Source organism: Clostridium thailandense (assembly GCF_019207025.1).
GTDB lineage: Bacteria > Bacillota > Clostridia > Clostridiales > Clostridiaceae > Clostridium_AM > Clostridium_AM thailandense.
Genome location: NZ_JAEEGC010000019.1, coordinates 26263 through 50439 on the forward strand (window position 1 = coordinate 26263; position 24177 = coordinate 50439).

The following is a 24177-nucleotide window of genomic DNA, read 5'->3' on the forward strand; positions in this document are numbered from 1 at the left end:
GTGACTAGGCTTTGCCACCTAATCACTCTTCAATTTTTTCTTTTTCATTCTATTTAGCGCATATACCATACTCACTGCCCAAAGCATGTCCCCTGCAATATTTTCCGGAAGAATTTTCATTCCAATAACCCATAGTACATACTCTGATATAGTTACCAAAGATGCTGTTACTACAAGAATCATTCCTAACTTATTTACATTTTTATCTTTTATAAATGCCATGTCTAAAAATAATATAACTGTATTTAAAATTATAAATACCCAGTATAAATACATATTCTTTGCAAAATACATGGTATATCCATATACATCATTTACTTGTACTAATATTACATACTTGTGTATCATGCCTACATATAAAACTATTAATACAGCTATTACACCGAATATATAAGAAAAGTTTATATTGTCTTTTCTTATAAATATATAAAGTACAATTAGCGCCAATAGCGGAACAGCTATAAAATTTAAGAAGAAGAACGGCTTAAGCAAATAAAGATATTTTATATTATAAGTCAAAGATAAAATTAATAGTGAAACATATCTCATTATAATCATTAATACAACAATAGAAACAGCAACTCTTATCTTAGTAGGTGAAAACTTGTTTATGTATAACGCTTCAAACATAAGAATAAGCACAATAAATATTATAAGAATGTGTCCATAGAAGTTTAACATATTCCCCTCACCTTGTATTGATACTACTTATATTTATTATAAAAATCCACCTAATATTACTACTTTACAAACAAAAAAAGATGCACTTTTCGGCATCTTATTTTTTGATATTCGCTCCTAGAACCTCTATTCCTTCTTTAATACATTCTATAACCAGTGGAAAATCCGGGCCCCTTTCGCCATCAATATCAGTAACTATATCTTCATGGCACTCTACTTCTAATCTGTCAGTTTTAAAATATATAAGTCCTGCCGCATCTTCTAGGTGATCTCCTCTTAGCATCTTTATAAATAATGCTATCATATCTTTTATTGGACCAGCCTTAATTATTATTATATCTAAAAGTCCATCGTCAGCTTCTGCCTTATATGCAAAATTAAGATTTCCAGCAGTTTGACCATTGAATACCATCATTAGGTACATATTCCCATCAAAATAAGAATTTTCAGACTTTACCTTTATTTTTAGTTTTCTAAAATTGGGAAGTTGTTCAATTCCTTTTACATAATAAGCAAGCTTCCCCATTGTATTCTTTAAATTCACATCTGTTTTTTGGGATACATCTGTAAAAAGTCCTGTACTAGCTACATTTATAAAATATTTATCATTTATTTTGCCTATGTCTAACTTTTTAGGTTTACTATTCAATATTTGCTCACAGGCAGACTCTATATCTTCTGGAATACCTATAAATTTAGCAAAATCATTAGCTGTGCCTGTCGGGAGTATTGCTATAGGTAAATCTATTTCCAATGTCTTCATATAGTTTACAGCAGTATCTACAGTGCCATCACCACCTGCAACTAATATATACTTGTAGGTTTCATCTAAACCTTCAAAAGCCTTACTCATATCAAATTCAAAACTGACTCTATAAGGTACCACTTCGTATCCATATTTCTGATGTACCATAATAATTTTATCAATATCCGTTATTATAGTATTTTCTCCAGAATACGGATTATAAATAAATCTTACCTTATCCATAATACAACTCTCTCCTAATTAAAATAAAATTTACCTCCATATGTAAATTTGACTATTATATTATAACACCTTATATAATAAATCCACAAGATTTATAGACATTCTTGTGGATTTATTTACAGTTTATTTAATTTTAAACCTCAGGTGTACTTGGTTCTGATATACTACTTAACGCACTCTCTGCTTCTTCTTCCAGAGCAGGTCTAACAGCTATATCTCCTAGGGATACAATGCCTACTAGGTTATCGTTATCCACTACAGGAAGTCTTCTTATTTGTCTTTCACTCATAATTCTAGATGCATCTAGAACATTCATCTCTGGCCTTCCTGTAACAGGATTTGATGACATTACATCTCTTACAATTTGATTTTTAGAATTTTCTCCAGCAGCTACAGATCTCAATGCTATATCTCTATCTGTAATTATACCTATAATTTTATTTCCATCACATACTGGAACTGCTCCTATATTATGCTCTTTCATAACTTCAGCAGCTCTTTCTACAGAATCGTCGGAATTCACACTAACTATTGATCTTGTCATTATCTCGCTTACTTTCATAATTGAATAATCCTCCTTTTATTTTGAGTTCAGGAGTATTATTCCCTTAAGTAAGAAAGTTCTTTCCTTTTATTTTTTTACATTTTTGGATAATTTATATGTACAAAGAGCACCTCCTGCTACAACTATTATTAATATAATAGGCATAGCAAATTCAATTGAAAATGGATGTTCCAAATTTTTTCCCATAAACGAATATGAAATCATCTCTGGGAACACTCCAAGTAAACTTCCTAAAATAAAGTCCTTATATCTCATTTTAGTGAGACCAGCGGCATAACTTAAAGGATCATAGGGGAAAATAAAAGATAGCCTCATTATAGACATAATCTTAAAACCATGTTTCTCAATACTTTCGTCTAACGTCATAGCTTTACCCTTTAATAATTTATCAACAAAAGACCTACCTAAGAATCTAGCTAGAAAAAACCCTAAAGTCGCTGATGTAAAACACCCGATCATGCTTAATCCTAATGCCTTATAAGGTCCAAAAACATTTCCTGCGACAATAGATAGAAGTGAAACTGGTATAACTAATACTACAGGCTTTAGCGAATAAAGAATTACATACATTATTGAAGAAAAATTACCATAACTCAAAATAAATCTTTTAACCTGTCTTGGCCTCAGATGAGCGAACCTTTTTCCATGCTTAACCATAAAATACAAAAACATTGCTCCAACGATCACTGCAACTAGAATTTTTAATAGTTTTGTTTTATCTTTTTTCATGTGTCTCTCAACTTTCTATAAATTTTCATCGAAGATAATCAAGTATATTTTAACAAAAAATTTATAATTTTTCCATAAAAAAAGAATAATAACCACTTAAACATTTTATTAAAATGAGTTATAATATGCTTATACTATTATATACTTTTCTATTTTTAATGCTATGTTACAATAATTATTACTAGGAGTGATTACAATGGCTAAAATAGCTAGAAGTGCTGTACCTAATGTTTTTACATTTGCTAACTTAGGATGCGGCGTGATGTCTTTAATGATGACTTTTCAAGAAAACTATAAGTGGGCGGCTATTTTTATTTTACTTGCATGTCTAGCTGACAGATACGATGGAAGGGTAGCTAGAATGTTAAACGTATCTAGTGAATTAGGAAAAGAACTTGATTCTCTTGCAGATTTGGTTTCCTTTGGGGTAGCACCAGCTATACTTGCATTTAATATTTATTCATTTGCAAGTTTAGGTATTGCAGGATATTTATTGGCTATACTATTCCCTATCTCAGGGGCTTATAGATTAGCTAGATTTAATGTTACTGAATTTGATGGAGAATTTTATGGTATTCCTATAACTTTTGCAGGTATGTTTATGGCATTATATTGTTTTGTTACTATGAATTATCTTGTACCTCAAGGTGTTACTGCAATAATTATGCTCGCTTTAGCTTACCTTATGGTTTGTAAACACAGATTTAAGAAATTTTAAAAAATAGGTGTGCCTCACACCTATTTTTTTTATGTTAGTCATGATCTTTTTCATTATTATCTAGCTTTAACTCCTCATCTATTTCTGTTTGTATATATTGCGCTTGAATCTTACACTCTATAACTTGTGATCTTAACTTACAATAATCTAAATATATATACTTGGATTTGTCTAAAACATCTATTATATCATCTATTACATGCCCTAGGTCATTTGCCCTTTCTAAGGCATCCTTCACACTTTTTTTATGAGCCAATGCTATTCCATTCAGTTCCCCTACTCCACCTATAAGAAGCCTATAAGAGTTTACAAGCTTACTTAATAAGTCCGCCAAGTTATTTATATCAGAATAATATTCTTCCACTATCTTTCTATGCCGCATGTTTATCACCTTATTAATCTTGATACATATTTATTTATATTATTATTCTTATAAATTCATGCCACATAGTAATAAGCTAGTGTAACTATTATTAGCCTGACGTATACTCTTTTATATATTCTTCATCTATTTCCTCTAGGATTTTATCATAATAATCGTTTTTCACTTTAGTCAGCCTTATGCCAATTTCTGATTCAGTTCCTCTACTACTATACTCCACTTCTTTGATTATAGGGAGCATTTGACGATTTGAGTATACTACAAACATATATTTGCTCCCTCCTATTTATAATCTTCACATTTAATTTTAAAGTAAGCTTTTGGGTATTTACATAAAGGACATACATTAGGCGCCTCTTCTCCTATGTGAATATATCCACAATTCATACACTGCCATTTTACTTTTTCATCTCTTTCAAAAATCTTTCCCTCTTCTAAATTTTTAAGTATAGACATAAACCTTTTCATATGTTCTTCTTCAACCTCTGAAAGCTCTTTGTAAAAATCCGCAATCTGTGTAAATCCTTCCTCTCTTGCAATACTCTCAAATTGCTTATAAAGTTTTGTACTCTCTAAAGCTTCACCACTTGCTGCATCCTTTAAATTTTCCTCAGTACTCTTTACCATTCCTAAATATCTATTAAAAACTTCTCTCGCATGAGCTTTTTCATTGCCTCCAGTTTCTTCAAATACACTTGCTATATATTCATATCCCTCCCTCCTAGCCTTTTCTGCATAAAAGTCATATTTATTTCTGGCTCTTGATTCCCCTGCAAAGGTTCTAAGAAGATTTTTTATAGTTTTACTTTCTTTTAATTCCATTAATAAACCTCCGAAATTTATTATCCTTCAATTAGTTTATTCACATAAAGAATAATTTGTTACATAGATATCTATTAATAAAAATGAAAAGCATTATTTTATAGAACAGATGACAATTGTCCTCTAAAAAAACAGGGCTGGCTGCATTCTATACAACCAACCCTGTTAAACTATTTCCCAAATACTTGTTTTTGTAGCTTTAGTCCTGTTTCAGTAACTGCTAATCCACCAAGAGCTGTTTCTCTAAGCTCAGATGGAAGTTGCTTTCCTATTTTATACATTGCATCAACAGTATCATCAAAAGGTATCTTACTTACAACACCAGCCATAACCATATCTGCTGTAGTTAATGCACTAACTGCACCAGCTGCATTTCTTTTTGCACAAGGAACTTCAACAAGACCTGCTATAGGGTCACACACTAATCCTAATATATTTTTAAATACTATAGCGGCCGCATTTAAAGCTTGGTCTGGTGCTCCTCCCATCATTTCTACTACACCAGCGGACGCCATAGCTGCTGCTGAACCACATTCAGCCTGACAACCACCTTCAGCACCAGCCATAGTCGCATTTTTAGCTATTATTATTCCGACGCCAGTAGCTGTAAATAATCCTTTAACCATATCATCTTCTGTTGAATTCAATCTTTCTCCAGCACTTATTATTACTGCAGGCATTATTCCACATGAACCTGCTGTAGGAGCTGCTACTATTTTACCCATAGCAGCATTTACTTCTGATGAGGAAAGGGCTCTTGCCATGGCCATAACCATGAAAGTTCCTGTTAATGTTTTTCCTGTTTTTGCATATTCATTCAATCTATATGCATCTCCACCTATTAATCCACTTACTGATGATATTTTATTGTTTAGTCCACGTTCTGCTGCTGCCTGCATTACCTGTAAATTTTTTCTCATTTTTTCAAAAACTTGTTCTTTAGTAAGTCCTGTTGCTTTGGCTTCTTCTTCTAATGTATATTCCCATATAGCTATATTTCTTTCTTTGCACACTTCTAAAAGTTCGTATCCATGATTAACCATTTATTATGCCTCCTCTCTTACTGGGTTTATAGCTCTAGCTTTGTGTAGGTTAGGTATTTTGCTTATTGCATCTATTATATCTTGAGAAATAAAATCATCAACTTCAAACACCATAGCTGCCGCTCCCCCTTTACCACTTGTTCTATAAACTCTCATAAATGCTATATTCACATTATATTCATACAGTACAGCACTTACTTTTGCAACCATTCCTGGTACATCAATATGGTTTATCAATATAGTAGGATATGCTCCAGTAAATTCTACTTGATTACCATCTACTTCTGTAACAATTATGTTTCCTCCACCTATTGAAGAACCCACTACTTCAACGGTCTTTCCATCCTCTTTAGTCATAACTGTTTTAACAGTATTCGGATGTACATCTCCTAGGTCAGTTGGAATAAACTCTACTTCAATATTTTTATTTTTTGCTAGATCCATTGAATTTTTTAAGTTTTCATCCCATGGATTCATTCCCAATATTCCTGCCACTAAAGCCTTATCAGTACCATGCCCTTTGTAAGTTGTAGCAAAAGATCCGTGAAGGAAAAATTGCACTTTTTTAATTCCATCTCCTGCTATAGTTCTTGCAATTTTGCCTAATCTTGCTGCTCCTGCTGTATGTGAACTTGATGGCCCTATCATTATAGGTCCAAGAATGTCAAATGCGCTATATTCTCTCATTATTGCTCCACCAACCTTTCATTTTCTATGTTGACACAACTTTTCATTTATTCTATTAAAAACTTATGATATCGATTTAATTATACAATATAATTAAGTAAATTGCACTTTTTTTTGAAGGTTTTTTGTTGAAATTTAGAACTACTAGTCCATATAATTTCTTGTAATCCTGCAAAATATTTTATATTGAATTAAATTATGCTTATTTTTGTATTTTTATATTATTATAAATACAGGGTTTTTCACTTACATATAAGTAATATTGTAATATTAACACGGACATTTATTATTAGTACACAGCAAAAAAGATTTCCATTTGTACACAAATAGAAATCTTTTTTGTATTATATATTAAGCTACATCGTTATCCGCTTTTTTGAATTTACTCTTTCTAGCTTTATTAGTATTTATAGAAACAACTTCCTCCTATAAATTCTCTTAATATTGAATTATCTGGTACAAGACTCATATCTACATCTTTAAAAAAATGTAAGAAACTCTTAAGCCTTAATGCTTCATAATACACCGGACTCTTTTCGCTTATTTTCTCTAATTCTTTAAGTGCATATTTTTTTAATACACATAGTTCATACACTAAAGTAGAGTTAAACATTATATCTGCATTTTCTTGAAAAGTAAATATGTTTTTCTCTTCTCCTCGCTTTATAGAAGGCCACATTTTCAAAGTATCTTCACCACCATATCCTCTTGAAAGATAATCCCTAACTATCCTTCTTATTATTCTAACATCAGTTGTAGCTATTCTATTATGGTTATCTACATTCAATTGTGTGAGTGCACTTATATATATTTTAAATTTATTTTCCATCGGAATGGACGCCGTAAGCATTTCATTCAGTCCATGAATTCCCTCAACTATTAGTATTCCATTTGCAGGTATATTAATTTTTTGTCCATTCCACTCTCTGCTGCCAGTTTTAAAATTAAAAGTTGGAGTTTCAACCGCTTCCCCTTTTAGCATAGATTCCAGATTTTTATTAAATAGCTCTAAATCTAAAGCATATATAGATTCAAAGTCATATTCTCCATTTTCATCTTTTGGAGTATGGTCTCTATCTACAAAGTAATCATCTAAAGAAATAGGTATTGGCACTAGCCCATTTACTCTTAACTGAATTCCAAGCCTTCTTGCAAAAGTAGTTTTTCCTGAAGATGATGGTCCCGCTATTAACACTATCTTTGTGTCTTTTCTTTCACTAATCATATCTGCTATATATGCTATTTTCTTTTCATGCAATGCTTCTGCAACTCTTATTATATCTATAATTTCGCCATTTTCTACTTTATCATTTAGCGATCCAACATCACCTACACCTAGAATATTGCCCCACTGCTCTGTTTCAAAAAATATTTTTCCAAGTTTTTTATGTTCTACAAATTCAGGTATATTAAACGGATCAGATTCTAAAGGATACTTAAGCACAAAACCTGGATCCCTATAGAAAAGATCAAAGATTTTTAATGCTCCTGTTGAATAAGCCATAGACCCATAAAAATAATCATATCTGCCGTCTAACTCATATAATCTAACAATATTACTGGTTACATGCCTTAACAATCTTACTTTATCATCCATATTATATTTTGCAAAAATCTTTATTGCCTCTTCTCTATTCATACATACTTTTTTTATAGGAATATCTTTATCTATTAGTTCTTTCATTCTAGTTTTAATTCTCTCTATATCTTTTTCATCCAGTGGAATGTTTTTATGAATTTCTCCAAACAAACCTTTTCCCAAAGAATGTTCTATAGTTACCTTAGCCTCTGGAAAAATATCAAAAACCGCTTTTATAAGTACAAATTGCAAAGTTCTTACATAAGTTCTACTTCCTAAGTTATTTGTTATATCAACGGCAGTAAAAACTCCTTCCTCCTGTAATTCACTTGCAAGTTCATGATAGGTCCCGTTAACGTTTGCAAGAACTATCGGGATATTTTCTTCAAGGTTATTATCTTTAATTATTTGATATAAAATGGTTCCTTTTTCTACATATATTTCTTTGTTATTTATTTTAAGTTTTAGTATCCCCACTGCGAACACTCCCCCTCGATTTTTGTGTACTATTATTATACGTCATTTTTATCAAAATGTTCAGATTTTTACTTATATTTTTTTTTATTAATGTAAAAATATATTAAAGAAGATTGTATTATTAATTATTTTGTGAGGTGTAGCCATATGTTTACTGTATTAATTAGAACGATCATTTTATACTTAATAGTAATTGTTTCAATGCGCTTAATGGGGAAAAAACAAATAGGACAATTAGAACCTTTTGAATTAGCAATAGCGATAATGATCTCAGAACTTGCATCACTCCCTATGCAAGATACAAGGATTCCTTTGATTCATGGCATTATTCCTATCGTAACTCTTTTAGTATTGCAAACCATATTGGCATTAATACAACTAAAAAGTGAAAAAATGAGATCTATCTTGAGTGGCAAACCAAGCATCTTAATTAAGTCTGGTAAAATAGATATTAATGAATTGAAAAACGAGAAATTTAATATAAATGATTTGATGGAAGAATTAAGGTTGCAGGGCTACTATGATATCGAAGACATCGAATATGCACTATTAGAGACCAGCGGACAACTCTCTGTTATACCAAAAACTAAGCTTTCAAATGTTACAAAATCTGATTTAAATATTAAGGCTAAGCAAGATTCGCTTCCTGTAACATTAATTTTAAATGGAAGAATAAATAAAGAAAATTTAAAAATAATAAATAAAGATGAAACTTGGATTAATACTCAATTAAAACAAAATAAGATTTCTTCTATAAAAAATGTATTTTTAGCACTTATGGATTCTAAAGGTAAGTTCTATTATCAATGTTATGAGAATAAAGATAATAAGTAGATGGAGTGTGATGGAATGAAGAATATTATAGCTTCCTTTGCCCTTTTTGTTATAGTAATGCTAATAGTAGTGTTTTCTATAAATTATTTAGAAACTGTATGCATTAAATTAGAGGGATTAGATGTCCAAATTGAAAATAATATTAAAAATGATGAATGGAATAAGGCATATAACAACTCAATAAAATTTTTAAATGAATGGCATGATTATTCTAAAACAGTTTCTATTTTTACACATCATGCTGAAATAGACAATATAAACATAGAACTTTGGAAGCTTACTCAGTACACAAAGTGTCAAACTAAAGATGAATCTCTAGCTTCGGCTCATGTAATAAAGCTCCTTTTAAATCATATAGTTGAAATGGAAAAGGTTAATTCACAAAATATATTTTAAAAAACTCTCGAAATAATTTATAATTAAATATGGAAAATGTAAAACTAATGAATTATAATATATATGTAAGCATTTTCGTCCCAGTGGGGCCAAAAATGTCCCCCTGTGAATCGAAACTACTGTTAGGTTGTGGTTAATATTATCAACCATAACTTAAAATAATTAATTTGGAAGGTGGAATACATAATGGCATTAGTTACAACTAAGGAAATGTTCAAAAAAGCATACGAAGGGAAATACGCAATAGGTGCTTTTAACATTAATAATATGGAAATAATTCAAGGTGTTATCAAAGGTGCAAAAGCTAAAAACTCAGCAGTTATTCTTCAATGTTCAACAGGAGCAATAAAATATGCTGGTGCAAAATATTTAAAAGCTATGGTTGATGCTGCTATCGAAGAAACTGGAGTAGATGTTGCTCTTCACTTAGACCACGGTCCAAGTTTTGAAGCTGTTAAAGAAGTTATTGACGCTGGTTTTACATCAGTTATGTTTGATGGTTCTCATTTTGAATATGAAGAAAATGTAGCAAAAACAAAGGAAATTGTTGAATATGCACATGCTCGTGGAGTTGTTGTTGAAGCTGAACTTGGCGTTTTAGCTGGTATTGAAGATGATGTTGTTGCTGCTGAGCATATATATACTAATCCAGATCAAGCTGTTGATTTTGTTAACAGAACAGGTGTTGATTCATTAGCTATAGCTATAGGAACTTCACATGGTGCATTTAAATTCCCATTAGATTTCAAACCTCAATTAAGATTTGATATATTAGAAGCAATTCAAGCAAAATTACCTGGATTCCCAATAGTTCTTCATGGAGCTTCAGCTGTTGACCCAGAAGCTATTGCAACTTGTAACAAATACGGTGGAAACATTGCTGGTGCTAAAGGTATTCCAGTAGATATGCTAAGAAAAGCTTCTTCAATGGCAGTATGTAAAATAAACATGGATACTGACATAAGATTAGCTATGACTGCTGCTGTAAGAAAAGTTTTTGGAGATAATCCAAAGGAATTCGACCCTAGAAAATATTGTGGAGCTGGAAGAGATGCTATTCAGAAAGTTGTTGAAGGCAAAATAGACAACGTTCTTGGTTCAGCTAACTCTATGGAATAGAAAAAATGTGGCTTTAGAGCCACATTTTTTATTTTCAAGAAGTACCGCCGAAAGCGGACTCATATTCTGAGGTATGTCGCCAAGCTTCGGCACTATACCTCTCCATATAAGTCCGCTTTCTGGTTTCATTCTCCATTTTTAAAAATTTATCCTTTAAATCATTTATTTTTCAGTATAGTTTCGCACATGTTTTATGACAATGTTGATACTGCCATCACCAACTCTTTGTATTTCAAACTTGCTATTGTCGTAATAGGCATCTTGATTTATATAGAGATCTATCTCTTTGTCTATTTTAAGCCTAACTCTTTTTAGCTTTTTTTCTACCCACTGTTTATCTATATCTACATTATCCCCTACCCCTTGGGATGATATGTACTCCTTGAAACTTTGCTGAATTTCTACATTGTCTCCAAACATATCTTCTGCCAGTGAATGTACATCTATTTTTTCTTCTTCCTTTAACTTTTTCTTTATAGAGCTTCTAACTATTTCTGCTGTATCTGCATTTTCTTCAAAGCTTGTTCTGGTCCATTCTTCAGCTGCTTTAACAAAGGTTTTAGTCATGTCTCTTTCGTTATCTATTGTCCTGCATCCAAGATACTTGTTTGTAAAATAATCTGATCCATATTCCATATTGTCTTTGCTTTTACTTTGTTTATCTATAATCATTAAATTAAATCCTTGATCTTCCTTTACAACTTTAATAAAAGCACTCTTTTGTATTTTCCCAGAGCTTGTAGGAAGTCCAGTTAATTCTGGAACTATGTTTATGCCTATCTTATTGTCTAGAAATTCTATGGAATGAGTATAGTTTTTTATGTAATCCATTTTTAATATTGCTAACATAGGCCCATATTCTGTTGATATTGATACTATAACTAAATCACAGGAATATATATTTCCTTCAGCTTTCATTAACCTGAACATCTTGTTCGCTAATTCTTTTGAAGTTTCAATAATACCTTTAATTTCATTAAGATACTCTTGGGATGCTTCCTTTATCACATTTTTTTCTCCGTTAAAAATAGCATACCTTAACTCTTCATCTTTTAGACATCTTTCTATGTGTTTTAATAAAAATCCATATATCTCTTCATTCAGCTGCAGTGGGTATTCGTTTAATACAGGTTCTTCAGCATTAGTATCTAATATGTGAACTACAGCCTCATTTATGATTATTTCCTTTATATATTCCAAGTTCTCTCCTCTCCTTCATTTAGAGTTAATGTCAGCTATAATTATAACCTGTATTACGTTTATCAAACAACCTTGTTTATATCTTCTAAATTCAATGAATCATGTAGATTTTTATAGCAATTTCATATAAAATTAATGATAAAGTATTATATACAGAAAAAAATAAAATATCTTCATAATACTTTAATTTACAGGTAAAACTACAACCTTATAAATAAAACTTTTTATGAACTTTACAAATATAAATATATTTTATAAAATTTCTCAATTATAATGTAGATAGAAGAGGTGTTATACTTTGAAAGAGTTTGAAACAAGGATAATTAATATTGATGAAAATAAAATTAAGACTAAGCTTATGCAAATAAATGCAGTTAAAGTTAAACAAGAAAATCAAATTAACAATATATATGATTTTGATGATAGGAGGCTATTAAATAAAAAAGGTTATGCTAGAATAAGAATAGTAGAAGACCTGCTGAATAACAATAATCACTATTATATGACTACAAAGAAACTTTTAAGTCAAGATAAATATAAAGTAATGGAAGAAAATGAAACAGAAATACTAGATTCAAAAGCAGGTGAAAGTATATTTAAATCTCTAGGCTTAAATCTTATTCAATCAATAAAAAAATATAGAGAAAGTTATAAGTACAAAAATACATTAATCGAAATTGACATAAATGAGAAATCTTTTTGTCCATTTCCTTACATAGAAATTGAAACTAATGACGATACTGAACTTAAAGAAGTAGTTGAATTATTAGGATATAAACTAGAAGATACTACATCTAAAACTATCTTTGAGATATTGAAAGAAGGCAATTATACATCCAATTGTGATGCTGGCCTTTAATTAATCTTTCTTTTCTAGAAATGGAGAATTTATATGTTCGGCTATGTTACTCCATGTAAGATGGAGCTTAAAATCAAAGATTATGAAAAATTTAGAGCTTACTACTGCGGTTTATGTAAATCTATAAAGAATAATATTGGAAATATACCTAGAGTTTCTTTAAATTATGATATGACCTTTCTAGCTATATTGCTAGATTCATTAGATGATAAATATCCAATTTATTCAAAGTATAGATGCTCTGTACATCCACTTAAGAAAAAAATTCTTGTTGTAGATAACAATTGTTTAAGTTATGCTGCATTTTGCAATATAATTTTAACTTATTATAAACTTTTAGATAATATAAATGATGATAATTCTATTAAAAGTAGACTTTTCTCTTTATTTTTTAAAGGATATTTGAAAAAGGTCCCTGATAGCTTAAAGGAGCACCTTATATATATAGAGAATAATTTAAATACACTATATAGTATAGAAAAAAGTCCTGATGGCAAATCCATTGATCATATTGCACATCCCTTTGCTGAACTTACTGGTTTTATTGTATCTTCGTATAAAAATAATGAAAATAAAGATACACTATATTGGCTTGGATACAATCTTGGAAAATGGATTTATGTTATTGATGCTTGGGATGATCTAGAAAAAGATATGTCAAATAATAAATTTAATGTAATAAATTCTTGTTTTAATAGAGACAATCTTTCGTATAAGGAATTTTCAAGTATAATTGAAAGTAAAGTAGATTTTATATTAGGTATTTGCGCTTCACAGTGCTCTTCTCTTTTAAGTAAACTGACCTTAAAAAAGAATGAAGAATTATTGTATAATATTCTGCAGTTTGGGCTCTTAGAAAAAATGGATAAAGTGTTTAAAAGGAGTTGTTGTGATCATGAGAAATCCATATGAAGTACTTGAAGTAAGTAAAAATGCTTCAAAAGATGAAATAAAAAAAGCTTATAGAGAATTAGCTAAAAAATATCATCCTGATCAATATGGTAATAACCCATTAAGAGATTTAGCTGAAGAAAAAATGAAAGAACTTAACGAAGCTTATGACTATCTAATGAAAAATTCTTCTTCTGACAGCTATTCTACTTCTAGCTATGGGAATAATACATATAATAATGGAAATACTTCTGATATATATCGTTCTATTGAGATGGCTATACAAAATGGTAATCTTGGATTTGCAGAAGAAAATCTAAATAGAATTACTACTAGGGATGCCGAGTGGAATTATCTTATGGGAATACTTAATATGAGAAAAGGCTGGTACAATGAAGCCTATAATAATTTGAGCACAGCATGTAATATTGAACCTCGCAATGGAAAATATAGAGATGCCTTTAACAGATTAAATAATATGAATCAGTCTTACAGAGAACCTTATTACAACAATAGAAGAAGAGACACTAGTATGTGTGATATTTGTGCAACCCTATACTGTCTAGATTGTTGTTGTGAATGCAGCGGCGGAGATCTTATTAGTTGTTGTTAGAAATGGAGGATAGATGTCATGGATAGACGGAATAAAAAAACCTCATATATAGCTAAAGGTGGTCTTTTTATAGCACTTGGAGTAATCTTAGTATATTTGAGCAGTGTAGTACCTATAAATAAGCTTTATCTGCTAGGTATCGCTTCAACTATTATTCCTCTATCTGTTATTACCACTAATATACAAAATGCATTAACTGTTTATTTTGCTACTTCCATTCTTTCTCTATTTATTTCTGCTTCAAAAGTCACTGCAATATCTTATATAATATTTTTCGGATTGTATGGAATAGCAAAATATTATATTGAAAAAATACGTAAGCTATATGTAGAAATTATACTAAAACTTTGCTTTTTTAATATAGTTATTTTTATATCATTTTATATTTATAAAACATTTTTCCTTGGATTTATAAGTATAAATATGCCTATCCATTTACTTATAATTGCATCAGAAATAGCATTTTTAATATACGATTATGCATTAACTTTAATCATAAATCATGCAAATAATTATTTTATAAAACGATTAAATTTATAAAATTGCTTTATCTATATTGACTTATATCATAATTATGATATAATAGTTGTTGTGGATTTTGTAACATCCATACTTCAAATATTGCCCATTCGCCAAGCGGTAAGGCGCCTGACTCTGACTCAGGTATTCAGAGGTTCGAATCCTTTATGGGCAGCCATGAAAATAAGAACTCTACATAATTTTGTAGAGTTTTTTATATTTTTTTAACAAACTGTTCTACAACCCTTGACAAAAAATTATTGATATTATAAAATTTACAATAAGTTGATAAAATGCTTTGAAAAGGAATAGTAGTATTTTTGTCTGCCTAAGAGAGCTGTTGTTTGGTGTGAAACAGTGCTGATAAACTACGAACTCGCCTTGGAGCTTACCTGCGCAAAACAGGTACGGTTAAAACCGTTATATTTTTAAGTGAAATCAAGATTTAAGTTTGGTTTAATAAGAGTGGTACCGCGGAATATAAGCTTTTCGTCTCTTTTGAAGAGAGATGAAAGGCTTTTTTATTAATTGGAACCAGTATATTATAAATGATTAAATCTGTTTACTTTTTACAAATTTTGTAATAATAATTATTATATAACAAAACACAGTAAAGGAGCGATAACATGAGCTTTTACAATACTAAAGTCGATGAAAAATGGCAAAAAAAATGGGAGAGTTCTAATCTTTACAAATTTGATGAAAATAACTTAGATAACAAATTATATGTTCTTGAAATGTTTCCTTACCCATCAGGAAGTAAGCTTCATGCAGGTCATTGGTTTAATTACGGACCAGTTGATTCCTGGGCAAGAATGAAAAGAATGCAGGGTTATAATGTATTCCAACCAATGGGTTTTGATGCTTTTGGTCTTCCTGCAGAAAATTTTGCAATTAAGACAGGAATTCATCCTAAAGATTCAACAGAGAAAAACATTGCAACTATGGAAGATCAACTTAAAGCTATGGGTACAATGTTTAACTGGGAAAATGAGGTCGTAACTTGTAGGCCTGATTACTATAAATGGACTCAATGGATATTTACTAAATTATTCGAAAAAGGTTTAGCTTACAGAAAAAATGCACCTGTTAACTGGTGTCCTAGTTGTAATACTGTTCTTGCTAATGAGCAGGTTATAGATGGTGTTTGCGAAAGATGCAGTACCGAAGTCACTAAAAAGGACTTAACTCAATGGTTCTTTAAAATAACAGACTACGCTGAAGAGTTGCTTCAAAAGTTAGACGGCTTGGATTGGCCTGAAAAGACAAAGGCTATGCAAAGACATTGGATTGGCAAATCTATTGGTTCTGAAATAACCTTTAAAGTAGCGGATTCAGATTTACAATTTAATGTATTTACTACAAGAGTAGATACTTTATTTGGTGTTACCTATGTAGTTATAGCTCCTGAAAATGATCTTGTAGATAAAATTACTACAGCTGAATATAGAGACTCAGTTAATGAATATAAAGAACAAGCAAAGAAACAATCTGATATAGAAAGACAGTCAATAACTCGAGAAAAAACTGGTGTATTTAGTGGAGCATACGCTATAAATCCTATCAACGGAAGAAAGGTTCCTATATGGATAGGCGATTATGTATTAAACACTTATGGTACTGGTTGCGTTATGGCCGTTCCAGCTCATGATGAGAGAGACTTTGCCTTTGCAACAAAATACAAACTTCCTATAGAGAGAGTAATTGAAGGTGGAGATTCTCTTCCTTATGTTGAATATGGCAAAATGATAAACAGCGATAATTTCAACGGTCTTTATGGTGATGAAGCAAAGGCAGCTGTTGTTAAAAAACTTGAATCTATGGAACTTGGAAAAGGCAAAGTAAATTACAGACTAAGAGACTGGTTAGTTTCAAGACAAAGATACTGGGGAGCACCTATTCCAATAATTCATTGTGATAAGTGCGGAACTGTTCCTGTTCCAGAAAAGGATCTCCCTGTAGTACTTCCATATGATGTAGAGTTTTCACCTGATGGAAGGTCTCCATTATCAAAGTCTGAAGAATTTATAAACACAACTTGTCCGGTATGCGGCGCGCCCGCTAAAAGGGATATGGATACTTTAGATACCTTTGTTTGTTCTTCTTGGTATTACTTAAGATACCCTGATAATAAAAACAGTGAAAAAGCTTTTGATACTGAAGCAATAAACAAAATGCTTCCAGTTGATATGTATGTGGGCGGACCCGAACATGCATGTATGCATCTTTTATATGCAAGATTCTTTACTAAAGCTTTAAGAGATATGGGATATTTAAACTTTGATGAACCTTTCTTATCCTTAAGGCATCAAGGCTTAATTCTCGGTCCTGATGGTTTAAAAATGAGTAAATCTAAAGGAAATACTATATCTCCTGATGATTACATAAAAGATTTTGGATCTGATGTGTTTAGAATGTATCTAATGTTCGGATTTGATTATACTGAAGGTGGCGCATGGAGTGATGATGGTATCAAATCTATTGGAAGATTTGTAGATAGGATTGAAAGAATATTAGATTCCTGCAGAGAGGAAATAAATAATTCTAAAAATAATAAAGTTACTTTAGATAAAGCAGAAAAAGAGCTTAATTACATGAGACATCATGCCATAAAATCGGTAAGCGATGATACTGCTAAATTTCAATTTAATACTTCTATAGCAAGATTAATGGAATTTATAAATGCTCTTTCAAAGTATGTAGTGGAAGATGTAAAAAACTCCTCATTTTTGAGGGAAACTATACTTGATTTTATAAAACTTATTGCTCCATTTGCACCTCATTTTGCAGAGGAACAATGGGAACTTTCAGGAATGTCTTACTCAGTATTTAATGAAAAATGGCCTACTTTTGATGCTAGTGCCCTAATAAAAGACGAAGTTGAAATAGCGATTCAAGTCAACGGCAAAATAAGAACAAAAATAAATATAGCTAGTGGTTTAACTGAAGATCAAATTAAAGAAGCTGCACTTGATAATGAAGATATAAAAGCTTCTATAGGTGAAAAAGAAGTTAAAAAAGTTATAGTTGTTAAAGGTAGACTTGTAAATATTGTTGTGAAATAAAATATGGGGGTTTATGCCCCCATATTATCTATACATTTCCAACATCTTCTCCGTAGATTTTAAAAGACTTGCTAATTCATGTACTTCCCCTTCTTCAATAAGTCTATTAAGTTGTGATTGAAATCTTGATGATTCTGCATGCTTTCCCATAGAAAGTAATGTTAATATATTATTCATTATGTCAGACACAAAACTGGATTTCACTTCAAAAAGCATTTGTGCATCTTTAATTTCATCTTTTATTTCTAACATTTGCTGGTCCAATTGAAAAGCTGCATCTGCCGCAGTTTTTAATTTTAATTTTATGTTTTCAGGAATTTCATGCTTATATTTATAATTTAAAGAATGTTCTATAGTTGCCCAGAAGTTCATTGCTAAAGTTCTTATCTGAAATTCTGCAAGTATTTCTCTTTCGCCATCAGCCATATTCACTGGATACTTAATAACCATATGATAACTCCTATATCCACTTCCTTTAACATTGGTAACATAATCCTTTTCATATAGTATTTTCATATCTCTTCTGCCTCTAATTATATCTACAACCTTCTCTATATCATCAACAAACTGACACATGATTCTAAGTCCTGCTATATCTTCTATCTCATAACCAATTCTATCTAATGGTATGTTAAATTTATTAGCCTTCTCTAGTATACTTGATATTTCTTTAACCCTACCTGTAACAAACTCAATAGGTGAATATTCATTTTTTCTTCTATATTCTTTTCTTATACTTCTAAATTTTATTTTTAATTCCTCAACTGCTTGTTCATAAGGTATCAGAAATGTTTTCCATTCTCCTATTGCCATAACCATTCACCCCTACGTATTAATATGCACTGTCTAATATTTATTATACTATACTTTTATTATAGTATATTATTTTATAAATAAATAATATAATTTCGTTATATTTTTTGATATAATAGTATTATTCTAAAAACTATTAGTATTGAAGGTGATGTTTTTTCATGCCAAATGATATATTTTCTGGTTTAGAGGATCTAGGATTTGAAGATATCGAAAATGTCAATTTATATAAAAAAGAAGAGACCGAAAAAAAAACTGACGAGCTTCAATCTCCAAAAAGTGATGAAGAAAAGCAAAAATCTTTACTATACGATTCTCAAGTTACTTGTCCAGTATGTGAATCATCATTCAAAGCCAGAACTGTTAAAAGTTCAGCATACAGAATTCTAAAAAAGGATTCAGATTCCTTTATTCATTTTAATCTAATAAATCCTTATTTCTACGATGTGTGGGTGTGTCCTAGTTGTGGGTATTCTTCTATGAAAAGTGATTTTAATAAAATCAGAAGCTATCATATAGAAGTAATAAAACAGAAAATCACCACAAAATGGCGCGGTAGAACGTATCCGGATGTGTACGATATAGATATAGCTATAGAAAGATATAAACTTTCACTTTTAAACTACACTGCTATGGATGCAAAGGCCAGTAAAAAAGCAATGAATTGTTTGAAGCTTGCATGGATGTATCGAATTAAAGAAGATAGAGAAAATGAACTTGCCTTTTTAAATTTAGCATTAGATGGATTCAGCAACGCTTTCTATGATGAAGATTTTCCTATATATGAAATGAACAAATTTACTATTATGTACTTAATTGGCGAACTTAATAGAAGAGTAGAGAAACATGATGTAGCTTTAACCTGGTTTAGTAGGGTTATAACTTCTCCCTCAGCTCCTCAAAAACTTAAAGACAAGACTCGAGACCAAAGAGATTTAGTAGAAGAAAGCATTAGAATAAAAAATTCAAAAGATACATATGTAGAAGAAAATTTATCTTCTAGTAATAAAGCTCTTAAAGAAAAAAAAGGATTCTTCTCCAAATTTTTCAAGTAATCTATAATTGTCTGTCTCATTAAGAATAAATATTACAATAATATTTTGTTAATTTAAAATTTGTAAAGCAACATGTTGTACATAAATTTCTTAGTTTGCCAGACAATTATTACAATGGCTTTCACTACAATCAATAAAACTAAGAACGGTTCTTTTATAATTACTAAATCTATTTATATTTCTTCGTCAAATAGCATGTTAATTAATTTTTCTACTCTTGGGTCACAAACTCTATAATTCACTTCTAACCCATTTCTTTCTCCTTCAATAATCCCAGCAGTTCTCAATTTCTGTAAATGCTGCGATATAGTAGACTGTGGCATATCAAGGCAATTTTGCATATGACTTACGTTGCATTTTTTCTTCTTCAATAGTCCTTTTACTATACAAAGTCTGACCGGATGCGCTAATACCTTAAGAAATTCAGCACTTTCATTAAATTGTTCAAAATTATTATCCATATAATACCTCTATCCTAAAATGATTATAATAAATATTTTTAACTATTTTCTAATTTTTATTTATCATTATATTTATATATTAAGATGTAATGATTTTATTGTCAATAAATTACCCCATGAAGATTTATAGAATTTTTATGGGATCAAAATTTAAATAGTCTCCAGAAGTAAGCACATACTCTATTCCATCCTTTTTTCCGTTTAAGGCCTTAGATAATGAAGGTCCATGCAAATGTCCATAGATAACCTTCTCAACATTGTATTCTTTAAATATCTCCACAAAACCTGATTCTACAAGCTTTTCATTCATAGGTGGGTAATGAATCATTACAATTATTTTTTTAAAATCCTTCTTTATAGCGGCATCTAGAGATAATCTCAGCCTCATTAGCTCCCTATTGTATATCTTCTCGTCGTGAGCTTTAAAATTCTCTCCACCTGGACAAATCCATCCTCTAGTACCACATATAGCATATTCTTCATAAACAGAAAAACTATTCTGAATAAATTCCATATCCTCATACAGATTATTTAATTTTGTGATGCTAACCCACCAATAATCATGATTACCTTTTACCATTACTTTCTTTCCTGGCAAATCATGAATCCAATGTAAATCATTCATGCCATCCTCTATTTTCATGGACCAAGATATATCCCCAGATATAAGAACTGTATCTTCATCCTTAACCTTTTTAATCCAATTTTCTTTTATTTTTTTATCATGTCTGAACCAATTTTCGCCAAATATGTCCATTGGCTTATCACCGTTTAAATCCAAATGCAAATCTGATATTGCATATAACGCCACTTTATCACCTTCTACTTTACTTATTTAAATCTTTATCTATATCCATCACATAGGCTATAACCTTAGCAACTGCCTCATATAATTCAAATGGTATAGCATCTCCCACATCCACGTTAGTTAATAGGTTAGTAAGTTCTTCATCATAAACTACTGGCACATTGCTTTTTTCTGCATTTTCTATTATTTTATCAGCTATATGTCCCATACCAGCCGCAGTTACTACTGGGGCCGTGTAGGCATAATCATATCTTAATGCAGCTGCTTTTTTTCTTTTATTCATTTCAACACCCCTTAGTATAAATGTGGAATCTACTAATTAATTATAAATTGTTATTATTATATTGTAAATTACCTAAAACTAGACTATACCTTTTTATCTATAGCATTTAAATTGTTATCATCAAAAAAATCTGAGCAATTTGTTATGTTCATTTCTTTTTTCCTTTCACTTACATTAGCATAAACGTTATATCCCATATCACTTAGTTTGCTCAATATTATTTCTTTTCCTTTATCTAAAACCTTAATCCATTGCTCGTTACATTTTATGTCTAAATTCATATTATAGTTGTTAACTTTTATATACGCGTCTACGACTCCCATATTAACAGTATTTACAGATGCTGCTATTTTCACATCCGTCGAATCTATTTTTTTACCCTTTTTTCTGTCGTCTTTTATCATTAATTTACATTGATATTCTTGTTTTTGTAAATTTATTGGCAAATCTAAATAGTAGTATTGATTTGAGATAGAATTAAATACCTTAAAATCATTAATATTCTTATCTAAAGCCTGTAATACATTATTATAAATTTTAGGGTCTAAATCACTTTTTTGCTCTAAAAAAGTTTTGACAGTATCCTTTAACTCCTCAGTTTTTATATTTATTTGTTCTTTAATATTGTTTGCTATATCCTCTATTTCATTTTGTTTGTCTACAAGTACATTTTTATCTTTTAAACCACTATTAGTTTTTAATTCTTCGACAAGATTAGAATTTTTCTCATTGGAAATCTTACTTGATTCTTGAGAATTCTTTATATTATTATCTAAATTTTCTTTCTCAACTACTCCCTTTTCATTTATTATTTTTGGTTTCGATGTATCTGTTTTATCATCTTGTTTTGTTAGAACTTCTTTATCAATATTCAAGTTGCCATCCTGATTATCTGCTATCTTTTTATTATTAATTTTTGCTTTTTCTAAAGTTTTATTATTTTCTGTTGTATTCTTGTTGCCAAGCTGTTCTTTTTCTAGAACTTTCTTGTCATTTGCAGTAATAACGTTATTAAAATCCCCATTTTCTGTTGCAATATTATCTAACTTACCATCTTCATATTCAATATTTTTAAATTCATCTCCAATGTATTTAACATCTCTAAGTATAGCTGAATCTCCCTTAAAAACATTGTTAAAGCTTTTAATATTTTCCTCTGTCAAATCTATATTATTCTCAAAAAGAATGAATAAGTCATCTTCTGTCAAATTCTTCAACTCATTAAAAAAGGATTTTAAAGTATTTTTTACTTGTACTCCTTCTTTACTCTGAGTATCAATATTTTTGCTTTGTATGTATTTTTCTATAAAAGCGTCCTCTTCTCCTGTATCTAGCTTTATTTTGCTCATAAAGTCTGTCATAGTTTTTACTTCTGAAATATTTTCTTTAGTAAGAGGTATATTATGTTTTACCATTTTATTCAAAATCTCATAATCTGAGTCATTTAACATCATATTGTTTTCTTTTAAAAAAGCATTAACTGAATCTTTTTCAATAGATTGCTGCTTAGAATTTGTGTTTACTATTTTAAGTTGAAGCTTTCCGTCTTCAAAACCATCAACTACAAATCTTACGAGGCCATCTGGTAGATTTTCTATAGGATTCTCAAGTTTAGCAGAGAATTGCCATCCATCAAGAAGTTTCAAGAGTATTTCGCCTGTCAACTTATCTAAATTCACTACTCTTGCTGCAAAATTCTGACCAACTTCAAAAGATAACTTTCTTGAAACCATTTTGGTATTAGCATTGTAAACACTATTTATATTCCATATACCAGCCAATAAACTCACTCCTTATAATTCAGTTTATATATACATTATCGCATATAAGTCTAACTTTATAAACTAAGTAAAATATAATAAAAAAAATAATCCAGAAAACTGGATCATTTTTTTATTAATTGTTTTTAAGAAGCTTTCTTTCCCCTTCTCCTTCTTTATGAAGTATAGGAGATACACTTTTATATATAACTGTAGTTAAAATTGATAATACTATACCTTTAATTATGTTAAAAGGTGCAATCGCCAATATTACAAATGAATTCAAATCTTTTATGTGGCTATTCACTTTGTTTCCCATTGCAACTATAGCACTTATTGGAAAATGCAACACAATCTCATATAAAGGCAAGAATATGAAATAGTTAAGAATACTTGCTGCCACTGTCATAACTAAAGTTCCTGCAATTAACGAAGTTATTGCTGTTCCTCTAGTTTTATTTCTATTATATATATACCCTGATACATACACCAAAACTGCACCAACAAGAAAATTCGCTAATTCTCCAACAAAAGCAGTTCCCCCAACAAATATACCGTGAAGTATATTTTTTAACAGCTCTATTGTAACTCCTGCCATTGGTCCAAGTGCAAAAGCTCCAATTAGTGCTGGTAAATCACTTATGTCAATCTTTAAAAATGATGGAAAAAACGGAGTAGCAACTTCAATAAACATAAGCATAAATGCAATTACACTAAGCAAAGATACCTTTACCAACTTGTTCAATTTTTGATCTTTCATTTGTTCACCCTCCTAATATAACTATTTAATAATCTTCTTAAAATATTCATACTTAGGTGTAAGGTGCTAG

The 24177-nt window shown here is 30.3% G+C and carries 27 protein-coding genes, 1 tRNA gene and 1 other annotated feature; of the genes, 11 read left to right on the forward strand and 17 right to left on the reverse strand.

The window, feature by feature from the left end; all coding sequences use genetic code 11:
* Positions 1-18: 18 nt before the first annotated feature.
* From I6U48_RS04360 to I6U48_RS04375, 4 genes are all read right to left on the reverse strand, one after another.
* Complete coding sequence (locus I6U48_RS04360) at positions 19-681, reverse strand: hypothetical protein (RefSeq protein ID WP_218319184.1); 663 nt, start codon at positions 679-681, stop codon at positions 19-21.
* 97 nt (positions 682-778) lie between these two features.
* Complete coding sequence (locus I6U48_RS04365; RefSeq protein WP_218319185.1) at positions 779-1669, reverse strand: YegS/Rv2252/BmrU family lipid kinase; 891 nt, start codon at positions 1667-1669, stop codon at positions 779-781.
* Between the two features lie 133 nt (positions 1670-1802).
* Positions 1803-2231, reverse strand: coding sequence for a CBS domain-containing protein (locus tag I6U48_RS04370; protein ID WP_218319186.1), 429 nt, complete (start codon positions 2229-2231; stop codon positions 1803-1805).
* Positions 2232-2300: 69 nt separating this feature from the next.
* Positions 2301-2963: a TVP38/TMEM64 family protein gene (locus I6U48_RS04375; RefSeq protein WP_218319187.1), complete on the reverse strand. Its 663-nt coding sequence runs from the start codon at positions 2961-2963 to the stop codon at positions 2301-2303.
* A 196-nt stretch (positions 2964-3159) separates the two neighbouring features.
* Between I6U48_RS04375 and pssA the strand changes: the two genes are divergently transcribed.
* Entirely contained in the window at positions 3160-3681 is a 522-nt protein-coding gene (gene pssA, locus I6U48_RS04380; protein WP_218319188.1) for a CDP-diacylglycerol--serine O-phosphatidyltransferase, read from the forward strand.
* Positions 3682-3715: 34 nt separating this feature from the next.
* Here pssA and I6U48_RS04385 read toward each other — a convergent pair whose 3' ends face one another.
* From I6U48_RS04385 to I6U48_RS04410, 6 genes are all read right to left on the reverse strand, one after another.
* Positions 3716-4063: a hypothetical protein gene (locus I6U48_RS04385; protein WP_218319189.1), complete on the reverse strand. Its 348-nt coding sequence runs from the start codon at positions 4061-4063 to the stop codon at positions 3716-3718.
* Between the two features lie 91 nt (positions 4064-4154).
* A complete protein-coding gene (locus I6U48_RS04390; protein ID WP_218319190.1) occupies positions 4155-4331 on the reverse strand; it encodes a hypothetical protein in 177 nt (58 codons plus the stop codon).
* A 14-nt stretch (positions 4332-4345) separates the two neighbouring features.
* On the reverse strand, positions 4346-4885 hold the full coding sequence (gene rbr / locus I6U48_RS04395) for a rubrerythrin (protein WP_218319191.1): 540 nt from the start codon (positions 4883-4885) through the stop codon (positions 4346-4348).
* 170 nt (positions 4886-5055) lie between these two features.
* Positions 5056-5928 (reverse strand): L-serine ammonia-lyase, iron-sulfur-dependent, subunit alpha, encoded by an 873-nt coding sequence (sdaAA, locus tag I6U48_RS04400; RefSeq protein WP_218319192.1) that lies wholly within the window; start codon positions 5926-5928, stop codon positions 5056-5058.
* Positions 5929-5931: 3 nt separating this feature from the next.
* Entirely contained in the window at positions 5932-6615 is a 684-nt protein-coding gene (gene sdaAB, locus I6U48_RS04405) for an L-serine ammonia-lyase, iron-sulfur-dependent subunit beta (RefSeq protein WP_218319193.1), read from the reverse strand.
* A gap of 400 nt (positions 6616-7015) precedes the next feature.
* Positions 7016-8671, reverse strand: a complete 1656-nt coding sequence (locus tag I6U48_RS04410; protein WP_218319194.1) for a nucleoside kinase — start codon at positions 8669-8671, stop codon at positions 7016-7018.
* Between the two features lie 147 nt (positions 8672-8818).
* Between I6U48_RS04410 and I6U48_RS04415 the strand changes: the two genes are divergently transcribed.
* From I6U48_RS04415 to fba, 3 genes are all read left to right on the forward strand, one after another.
* Positions 8819-9505 carry a DUF421 domain-containing protein gene (locus tag I6U48_RS04415; protein ID WP_218319195.1) on the forward strand — a complete coding sequence of 229 codons (687 nt, stop codon included), beginning with the start codon at positions 8819-8821 and terminating at the stop codon, positions 9503-9505.
* 15 nt (positions 9506-9520) lie between these two features.
* Entirely contained in the window at positions 9521-9901 is a 381-nt protein-coding gene (locus tag I6U48_RS04420) for a DUF4363 family protein (RefSeq protein WP_218319196.1), read from the forward strand.
* A 186-nt stretch (positions 9902-10087) separates the two neighbouring features.
* Positions 10088-11020 (forward strand): class II fructose-1,6-bisphosphate aldolase, encoded by a 933-nt coding sequence (gene fba, locus I6U48_RS04425; RefSeq protein ID WP_218319197.1) that lies wholly within the window; start codon positions 10088-10090, stop codon positions 11018-11020.
* A 162-nt stretch (positions 11021-11182) separates the two neighbouring features.
* Here fba and I6U48_RS04430 read toward each other — a convergent pair whose 3' ends face one another.
* Positions 11183-12220 (reverse strand): nucleoid-associated protein, encoded by a 1038-nt coding sequence (locus I6U48_RS04430; protein WP_218319198.1) that lies wholly within the window; start codon positions 12218-12220, stop codon positions 11183-11185.
* A gap of 298 nt (positions 12221-12518) precedes the next feature.
* On the opposite strand from I6U48_RS04430, the gene I6U48_RS04435 reads away from it, so the two are divergent.
* The 6 genes from I6U48_RS04435 (at position 12519) to leuS (ending at position 18167) form a co-directional block, all read left to right on the forward strand.
* Positions 12519-13079 (forward strand): class IV adenylate cyclase, encoded by a 561-nt coding sequence (locus I6U48_RS04435; RefSeq protein WP_218319199.1) that lies wholly within the window; start codon positions 12519-12521, stop codon positions 13077-13079.
* A gap of 33 nt (positions 13080-13112) precedes the next feature.
* Complete coding sequence (locus I6U48_RS04440) at positions 13113-13991, forward strand: DUF5685 family protein (RefSeq protein ID WP_218319200.1); 879 nt, start codon at positions 13113-13115, stop codon at positions 13989-13991.
* Positions 13975-14583, forward strand: a complete 609-nt coding sequence (locus I6U48_RS04445; protein ID WP_246615201.1) for a J domain-containing protein — start codon at positions 13975-13977, stop codon at positions 14581-14583. The genes I6U48_RS04440 and I6U48_RS04445 overlap by 17 nt, the downstream gene beginning before the upstream one ends.
* Before the next feature lie 18 nt (positions 14584-14601).
* Positions 14602-15123: a hypothetical protein gene (locus I6U48_RS04450; RefSeq protein WP_218319202.1), complete on the forward strand. Its 522-nt coding sequence runs from the start codon at positions 14602-14604 to the stop codon at positions 15121-15123.
* A gap of 82 nt (positions 15124-15205) precedes the next feature.
* A tRNA-Gln gene (locus tag I6U48_RS04455) sits at positions 15206-15280 on the forward strand.
* 111 nt (positions 15281-15391) lie between these two features.
* Positions 15392-15602: a binding site (T-box leader), on the forward strand.
* A gap of 126 nt (positions 15603-15728) precedes the next feature.
* On the forward strand, positions 15729-18167 hold the full coding sequence (gene leuS, locus I6U48_RS04460; protein WP_218319203.1) for a leucine--tRNA ligase: 2439 nt from the start codon (positions 15729-15731) through the stop codon (positions 18165-18167).
* Between the two features lie 24 nt (positions 18168-18191).
* On the opposite strand, the gene yjbM is transcribed toward leuS, so the two are convergent.
* On the reverse strand, positions 18192-18980 hold the full coding sequence (gene yjbM / locus I6U48_RS04465; protein WP_218319204.1) for a GTP diphosphokinase: 789 nt from the start codon (positions 18978-18980) through the stop codon (positions 18192-18194).
* A 161-nt stretch (positions 18981-19141) separates the two neighbouring features.
* Between yjbM and I6U48_RS04470 the strand changes: the two genes are divergently transcribed.
* Positions 19142-20035, forward strand: coding sequence for a DUF2225 domain-containing protein (locus I6U48_RS04470; protein ID WP_218319205.1), 894 nt, complete (start codon positions 19142-19144; stop codon positions 20033-20035).
* Positions 20036-20208: 173 nt separating this feature from the next.
* Here I6U48_RS04470 and I6U48_RS04475 read toward each other — a convergent pair whose 3' ends face one another.
* From I6U48_RS04475 to I6U48_RS04495, 5 genes are all read right to left on the reverse strand, one after another.
* Entirely contained in the window at positions 20209-20496 is a 288-nt protein-coding gene (locus I6U48_RS04475) for an ArsR/SmtB family transcription factor (RefSeq protein WP_218319206.1), read from the reverse strand.
* 124 nt (positions 20497-20620) lie between these two features.
* On the reverse strand, positions 20621-21307 hold the full coding sequence (locus I6U48_RS04480) for a metallophosphoesterase (protein ID WP_218319207.1): 687 nt from the start codon (positions 21305-21307) through the stop codon (positions 20621-20623).
* A gap of 16 nt (positions 21308-21323) precedes the next feature.
* Positions 21324-21587: an EscU/YscU/HrcU family type III secretion system export apparatus switch protein gene (locus tag I6U48_RS04485; protein WP_218319208.1), complete on the reverse strand. Its 264-nt coding sequence runs from the start codon at positions 21585-21587 to the stop codon at positions 21324-21326.
* A gap of 83 nt (positions 21588-21670) precedes the next feature.
* A complete protein-coding gene (locus I6U48_RS04490; RefSeq protein WP_218319209.1) occupies positions 21671-23368 on the reverse strand; it encodes a hypothetical protein in 1698 nt (565 codons plus the stop codon).
* A gap of 115 nt (positions 23369-23483) precedes the next feature.
* Entirely contained in the window at positions 23484-24107 is a 624-nt protein-coding gene (locus tag I6U48_RS04495) for an ECF transporter S component (RefSeq protein WP_218319210.1), read from the reverse strand.
* Positions 24108-24177 lie beyond the last annotated feature (70 nt).